This is a genomic window from Corynebacterium sp. HMSC075D04 (assembly GCF_001815635.1).
In the GTDB taxonomy this organism is placed as follows: Bacteria; Actinomycetota; Actinomycetes; order Mycobacteriales; family Mycobacteriaceae; genus Corynebacterium; species Corynebacterium coyleae.
Genome location: NZ_KV821297.1, coordinates 1 through 6,509, shown reverse-complemented (window position 1 = coordinate 6,509; position 6,509 = coordinate 1). Strand labels below are relative to the sequence as shown.

Genomic DNA, 6,509 nt, shown 5'->3' with positions numbered 1-6,509 from the left:
GGGTTTACCCGTCCACAAAATTTGACACAGGCCATGGAACGCAGCCGTGTCAGCAGCACTGTCCGAAGTAATTCACCACGTGGAAGTACTCCTAAGGAACTCCATGATGCAAAAGCTGGAGACCATCCACCCTCTTGCTTTCCCATGGAACGTTCACACCGACAACACAGTAGGCAAAGTTGCAGCGCGGTTGACTAACAAAACTCACCAAACCGCACCAGATGAAAACGACATAATCTCGCAGTTAAATCTCGGTTTCTGGGTCCAGCTCATTCATTCAAAAGATTTTCAAGTGGCTGAGCTTTGGAACACTCACCTGAACTCCGTGTTTCCAGGCAAGAGCGATAGGAAAGTAGTTGGGCGTGCACTCGAGGACCTTCGAGAGCTGCGCAATAGAGTCTCCCACCAGGACTCACTGCTCCACGTCGACCCCATCGTTGAACTCCGAAAGATCCTCAGACTCGCAAAATGGATTGATCCAGACGCGGCAACTTGGATCGAATCAATCTCAAAGGTTGATGAGGTCTTGCAAGACCGCCCTGGAAACGTTTACGAACCTGACACCGTTCTCTTCGCTTCTACGAGAAACACCACAGTTCAGCGTAGTGCGAATAAATCATTCCGATACCCACTGTTCGACACTTATCACCATCAATCGGCAATAATTCTTGAGGACTCAGTTCGAGTGAGCCGAGAGGTCAAACACCTAGGTTTCTACCTGCCGAAAGACGATCCTAAGAACAACCCTCAACCATCATCTTTTCTTCCTGATACCCCTGAAGCACACATCGCAAAAGTATTTCCCCTTATTCAAGAACGATTCGTCCCCCAAGACTGGTCTCACAACGAAGTCAAGCGGCTAAAGAATGGGGACCAGCGCGATCAAAGGATTGCAGCAGTCATGGGGTTCGGCCTAAGCAAGGGGTACCGCGCCGACCGGAGCTACATCATCTACCTGTTATCGGGACCTACAGACCCAGATACTGCTAGAACCTCAGCAGTGATCATCCACGATCAATCCGGTAAGGGTTCTGCTTTTGTGAAACTCAACCGGTATCTGAGACTCGACTCCCTCAAAGGAGCGCACCAAACCTCAGATCTCATTTAACTCACACAACGTGGAATCTTCGTTCCTCGCTCACTGCCTAACCGGCCTCCCTCACGTTTCTCCTGCAACGACGGTGAAGCCGAAGAACACCGAGAATAGGAAGCTAATCTTTACTCGACGATGTGTCTAGAACAGAGCGGGCATGTCAAGGTGCGGACCCGAACACGACAAAGCCCGGAGCCAGCCGGAAAAACCGTACTGACTGCGGGCTTTGGGCTGCAGGCTGCAGGCTAAACCACAGACGCCAAACGCCTAGTACTTGATGGACATACGGCCAGCGATCTTGCCGTTGCGCATGTCCTCAAACACCTTGTTCACGTCGTCGAGCTCGCACGCCGTGACATGCGGCTTCACCTCGCCGCGGGCGTAGAAGTCGAGCGCCTCCGCCATGTCCTGACGGGTGCCGACCAGCGAGCCGCGGATGGTGATGCCTCGCAGCACGATGTCGAAGATCGGTGCCGGGAACTCCCCCGGAGGCAGACCGTTGAAGACGATCGTGCCGTTGGAGCGGCACATCGCGATGGCCTGGCCGAAAGCAGCCGGGTGCACCGCCGTGACCAGCACGCCGTGCGCGCCGCCGTCGGTGAACTCCTGCACAGCCTCACCCGGGTCGGTGTTAGCAGCGTTAACGGTGAACTCAGCGCCGAGTTCCTTAGCCAGTTCGAGCTTGTCGTCGGCAATGTCCACCGCAATCACGCGCATGCCCATAGCCACGCCGTACTGCACCGCGAGGTGGCCGAGGCCACCGATGCCGGAGATGACCATGAACTGGCCCGGCTTCGTCTGTGCTTCCTTCAGGCCCTTGTACACGGTGACGCCAGCGCAGAGGATCGGTGCGACCTCGACCGGGTCGGCGCCTTCCGGGATGCGCGGGGCGTAGCGCGTATCCACGAGCATGTACTCGCCGAAGGAACCATTCACCGTGTAGCCGCCGTATTCTGCCTGCTTGCAGTACGTCTCACGGCCGGTGCGGCAGAACTCGCACTCACCACATGCGGACCAGAGCCAAGCGTTGCCGACCATGTCGCCAACCTTGACCGAATGCTCACCCGGCCCCAACTCGATGACCTCACCGACGCCCTCGTGACCAGGCACGAACGGCGGAGCCGGCTTCACCGGCCAGTCACCTTCCACTGCGTGGAGGTCGGTGTGGCAGATGCCGCTGGCGGAGAGCTTCACCAGTGCCTGGAACGGGCCCGGCTTGGGAAGGTCGATTTCCTTGACATTGACGGTTGGACCGAACTGTTCGGCAACTGCTGCGCGCATAGAAGTTGGGGTGGACATGTGGTGCTCCTTTCCTAAAGGGGACGGTCGCCATGAATGATACGGATCACACCGGGGTACGTCGAGTGAAATGAAACACGTTTTCATTAAGCGACAAATGTTTAGGAAAATGGGGCCGGTAGAAGAAAAGGCCGGGCGGATTTTCTCCACCCGACCTGGGCTTACAGCGACAGCACCGAACTAAGCGGCGCTGACGCCAGCAGTGACGTCGAGGAACTCGCCGCCGTCGGCAACATCGACATGGACGGTGTCGCCGTCACGGATCTCACCGGCCAGCAACTTCTTCGCCAGACGGTCACCGATCGCCTGCTGGATCAGGCGACGCAGCGGACGAGCGCCGTAGGCCGGGTCGTAGCCGCGATCTGCGAGCCAGGACTTCGCCGAATCCGACACCTCCAGCACCAGGCGACGGGCGGCGAGACGCTCGGCCAGGCCCTCCAGCTGGATGTCGACGATGCCGACCAACTGGTCCTTGCTCAGCGGATCGAACACCACAACATCGTCGAGACGGTTGATGAACTCCGGCTTGAAGTGGCGCTTCACAGCCTCCATGATCTGGTCGCGGTCGCCACCGGCGCCCAGGTTGGAGGTCAGGATCACCACCGTGTTGCGGAAGTCGACGGTGCGGCCCTGGCCGTCGGTGAGGCGCCCCTCGTCCAGCACTTGGAGAAGCACGTCGAAGACGTCGGGATGGGCCTTCTCTACCTCGTCGAAAAGCACGAGCGAGTACGGACGACGACGAACAGCCTCAGTGAGCTGGCCGCCAGCGTCGTAGCCGACGTATCCCGGAGGGGCACCGACCAGGCGCGCAACCGAGTGCTTCTCGCCATATTCGGACATGTCGATGCGGATCATTGCGGTTTCGTCGTCGAAAAGGAACTCCGAAAGCGACTTGGCCAACTCCGTCTTACCCACACCCGTCGGGCCGAGGAAGAGGAACGAGCCGATCGGACGGTTCGGATCCGCCACGCCCGCACGGGAGCGACGCACCGCGTCCGACACCGCGACGACGGCTTCTTTCTGGCCGACGACACGCTCACCCAGCACAGATTCCATGTTGAGCAGCTTCTCGGTCTCACCCTGCATCATCTTGCCGGCTGGAATGCCCGTCCAGGAAGAGACGACATCGGCGATGATGTCCGGCGTGACTTCCTCCTCCAGCATCGTCTTGTTGCTGGCCTCGGACTCCGCCTTGGCTACCTCCGCTTCCAGTTCAGGGATGCGGCCGTAGCGCAGCTCGGAGACCTTGGCGTAGTCGCCGTCACGCTCCGCGATCTCGGACTCGTTGCGCAGACGCTCGAGCTCCTCCTTCGCGGACTGGACCTTGTTCACCTCAGCCTTCTCGTTTTCCCAACGCGCCTTCATCTCACCGAGGCGTTCGCGCTGATCAGCAAGTTCCTCGCGCAGGTGCTCGAGGCGCTGCTTCGACGCCGCGTCAGACTCCTTCTGCAGCGCGATCTCCTCGATTTCTAGACGACGAACAATACGCTCCAGCTCATCAATCTCCTGCGGGGAAGAATCGATTTGCATGCGCAAGCGGGAGCCGGCTTCGTCGACAAGATCGATTGCCTTATCCGGCAGGAACCGGTTCGTGATGTAGCGGTTGGAAAGCTCCGCCGCCGACACCAGCGCCGAGTCCTGGATGCGCACGCCGTGGTGCACCTCGTAGCGCTCCTTCAGGCCACGAAGGATGCCGATGGTGTCCTCGACCGTCGGCTCCCCAACGTAAACCTGCTGGAAGCGACGCTCCAGGGCAGCATCCTTCTCGATGTACTGACGGTACTCGTCGAGCGTCGTCGCACCGACCAGACGCAGCTCACCGCGAGCCAGCAACGGCTTAATCATGTTGCCGGCATCCATCGCGGAATCACCGGTGGCGCCGGCGCCGACGATGGTGTGCAGCTCGTCGATAAACGTAATGATCTGGCCGTTCGACTCCTTAATCTCATCGAGCACAGCCTTCAGACGCTCCTCGAACTCACCGCGGTACTTCGCACCCGCAACCATCGAGCCAAGATCCAACGAAATCAGGGTCTTGCCCTTCAGGCTCTCCGGGACGTCGCCCGCCACAATGCGGCGCGCAAGCCCCTCAACGATCGCAGTCTTACCGACGCCCGGCTCACCGATCAGCACCGGATTGTTCTTCGTACGACGGGAAAGCACCTGAACCACACGGCGAATCTCCGAATCGCGGCCGATCACCGGGTCAATCTTGCCCTCACGCGCACGAGCAGTCAGGTCCGTCGAGTACTTCTGCAGCGCCTGGAACTGATCCTCCGGATTCTCCGAGGTGACCTTCTTGCCACCACGAACCGACGGGAACGCCTCCTTGAGCGCCTCAAACGTTGCGCCACGCTTCTGCAGCAACTCAGCCGCATCGTCCTTACCCTTCGCAACCGCGGCGAGGAGAACATCGGCGGAAACGTACTCGTCCCCAAGTTCACTTGCAAGATCCTGCGCAACACTCAGCGCCGTCTGCAGATCCCTATTAATCCCCGGGTTGGCCATGCCCTGGCCCTCCGCGCTCGGGTAACCACTAATCAGCTCGCCAGCCTCGCGCGCCACCGTCTCCGGATCCACACCCGTGGCCTTGAGCACCGGGGCAGCAATGCCGCCGTCCTGCTTCAGTAACGCCTCAAGCACATGAGCCGGGCGCATATCCGGGTTCCCCGCAGCCGACGCACGCATCTGCGCCTGCTGCAAAGCCTCCTGCGTTTTCTGTGTGTACTTCGATGCCATATCACATCATCCTTTCGTGCCTAAATTTTGTTTCGCACTATGTGTAACGCACGAGAAGTTGAGTCTGTTCCTGTCAACACGAAAAAAGTTGCGCGGGGATAGCTCAAGGTGGGGTTGGTGGGGTGTTTTCGCTGGTCGTCTAGTTGCGTGGCAGTGCGTGCTAGACGATCAGCTTTCGTCGAAAATGTTTCCCCAGGTGATGATGGAAACGATGGTCGATAAAAGAAAGATCGTCTAGTCGCGCAAAAGAGCAGCTAGACGATCAGGGGAGGCCAGCTCCTTTAAAAGACCAAAGGGCTTTGAAGACACGTTTTTCAACGTTTTTACCTCATGTTTTTTGCCCAACACTGCTCCCCGATAGGCAAATAAGTGTTGTGCAAGACAACATGTGCAATTAGCATTATGACTACAGCGCCAACCCGAGAAGGATAAAGCTGGGTTCCCGAATGGGAGTAGGGCTTCGGCCTGAGAATTCCTTTGCTCCGAGGGTTGGCGTTTTTATTTTCCTACTTTTCTCTTAAGCGCGTCGAGGCACCCTTCTGGGTCCTTCTGCAGATAACCAACTACAAACTCGACGGCCTGCTGGGAATATGTCCACATTGTCGCATTCTCTCCAGCCGTACTGCGGTCGTAGGCGTACCGTTCGTCGTCCCGGAGTTGAAAAACTTTGATGAAAAGATCGAAGTCATACTTGTTAAATCTGCGTTTTTCTCCACGGTGATAGATGGTTGTCTTCGACTTAGCGAGGCGCTTGAGCACCTCGTTAACCGCCAATTTTTTGGTGTATGGATAGTAACTAGCTGCATCGCGGACATCCTTGACAATGGCAATGCCCGCATCAGCATCGCTATCGATGTAGACATTGAGATCAGCATCCTTCGACTTCTTGACGATGCGGAGGTTCGTCTCATAAATCGCAGCAGCGGCTCCCCCTTCGCCTGTACCAGCCGCGTCTGCTGCAAACTGTCTCATTTTAAGGAGCTTCTCCGCGACGTGTGGTTCATATTTTGCCCGGATTACGTCGGGATCAATAGCGCCACGACGCACAGCAAGCGTGAGGTGATTTTCCGGAATTAATTCACTTACCGACTCCCCATGCAGCTCGAGCAGTTTGTCTGCATAATTCATCACCGACTTCTGCAAGAATGGACCGATAAAGATCTCATACTCATCAGTAATGAAGTGCGTATTGATGTTGCGGAAACGGATGATCTCGGCCATGTTCACCCGTAGTGGATCTTTGTCGTTCGTGAAAATTTTCTTCAGGCAATCTGCAAGCGCGATCGTCTTCCCCGACCCATCGGAGTAGTAGATTGCGTCGACCCCTCGGTCTTTAACTAAGTATGTTATGTCCATGAACATTTTGGACATGGAGTCC

4 protein-coding genes are annotated in these 6,509 nt (G+C 57.3%); 1 reads left to right on the top strand and 3 read right to left on the bottom strand.

Features of this window, described 5'->3' with window-relative positions:
* Nucleotides 1–46: 46 nt before the first annotated feature.
* The gene (locus HMPREF3048_RS02475) at nt 47–1,108 is read left to right on the top strand and encodes a hypothetical protein (RefSeq protein ID WP_141758827.1); all 1,062 of its coding nucleotides are present in this window, start codon (nt 47–49) and stop codon (nt 1,106–1,108) included.
* Nucleotides 1,109–1,360: 252 nt separating this feature from the next.
* Here the strand turns inward: HMPREF3048_RS02475 and adhP are convergent, their stop codons facing one another.
* The 3 genes from adhP to HMPREF3048_RS02460 form a co-directional block, all read right to left on the bottom strand.
* Nucleotides 1,361–2,392, bottom strand: coding sequence for an alcohol dehydrogenase AdhP (gene adhP / locus HMPREF3048_RS02470; protein ID WP_070423267.1), 1,032 nt, complete (start codon nt 2,390–2,392; stop codon nt 1,361–1,363).
* Nucleotides 2,393–2,572: 180 nt separating this feature from the next.
* The gene (clpB, locus tag HMPREF3048_RS02465; protein ID WP_070771102.1) at nt 2,573–5,131 is read right to left on the bottom strand and encodes an ATP-dependent chaperone ClpB; all 2,559 of its coding nucleotides are present in this window, start codon (nt 5,129–5,131) and stop codon (nt 2,573–2,575) included.
* Nucleotides 5,132–5,629: 498 nt separating this feature from the next.
* On the bottom strand, nt 5,630–6,509 hold an 880-nt coding region (locus tag HMPREF3048_RS02460; RefSeq protein WP_070771101.1), incomplete at its 5' end, for a DUF3644 domain-containing protein.

Excerpts from the sequence above, each read along its gene's own strand:
- adhP (WP_070423267.1), bottom strand. The coding sequence starts at position 2,392 with ATGTCCACCCCAACTTCTATGCGCGCAGCAGTTGCCGAACAGTTCGGT.
- clpB (WP_070771102.1), bottom strand. The coding sequence starts at position 5,131 with ATGGCATCGAAGTACACACAGAAAACGCAGGAGGCTTTGCAGCAGGCG.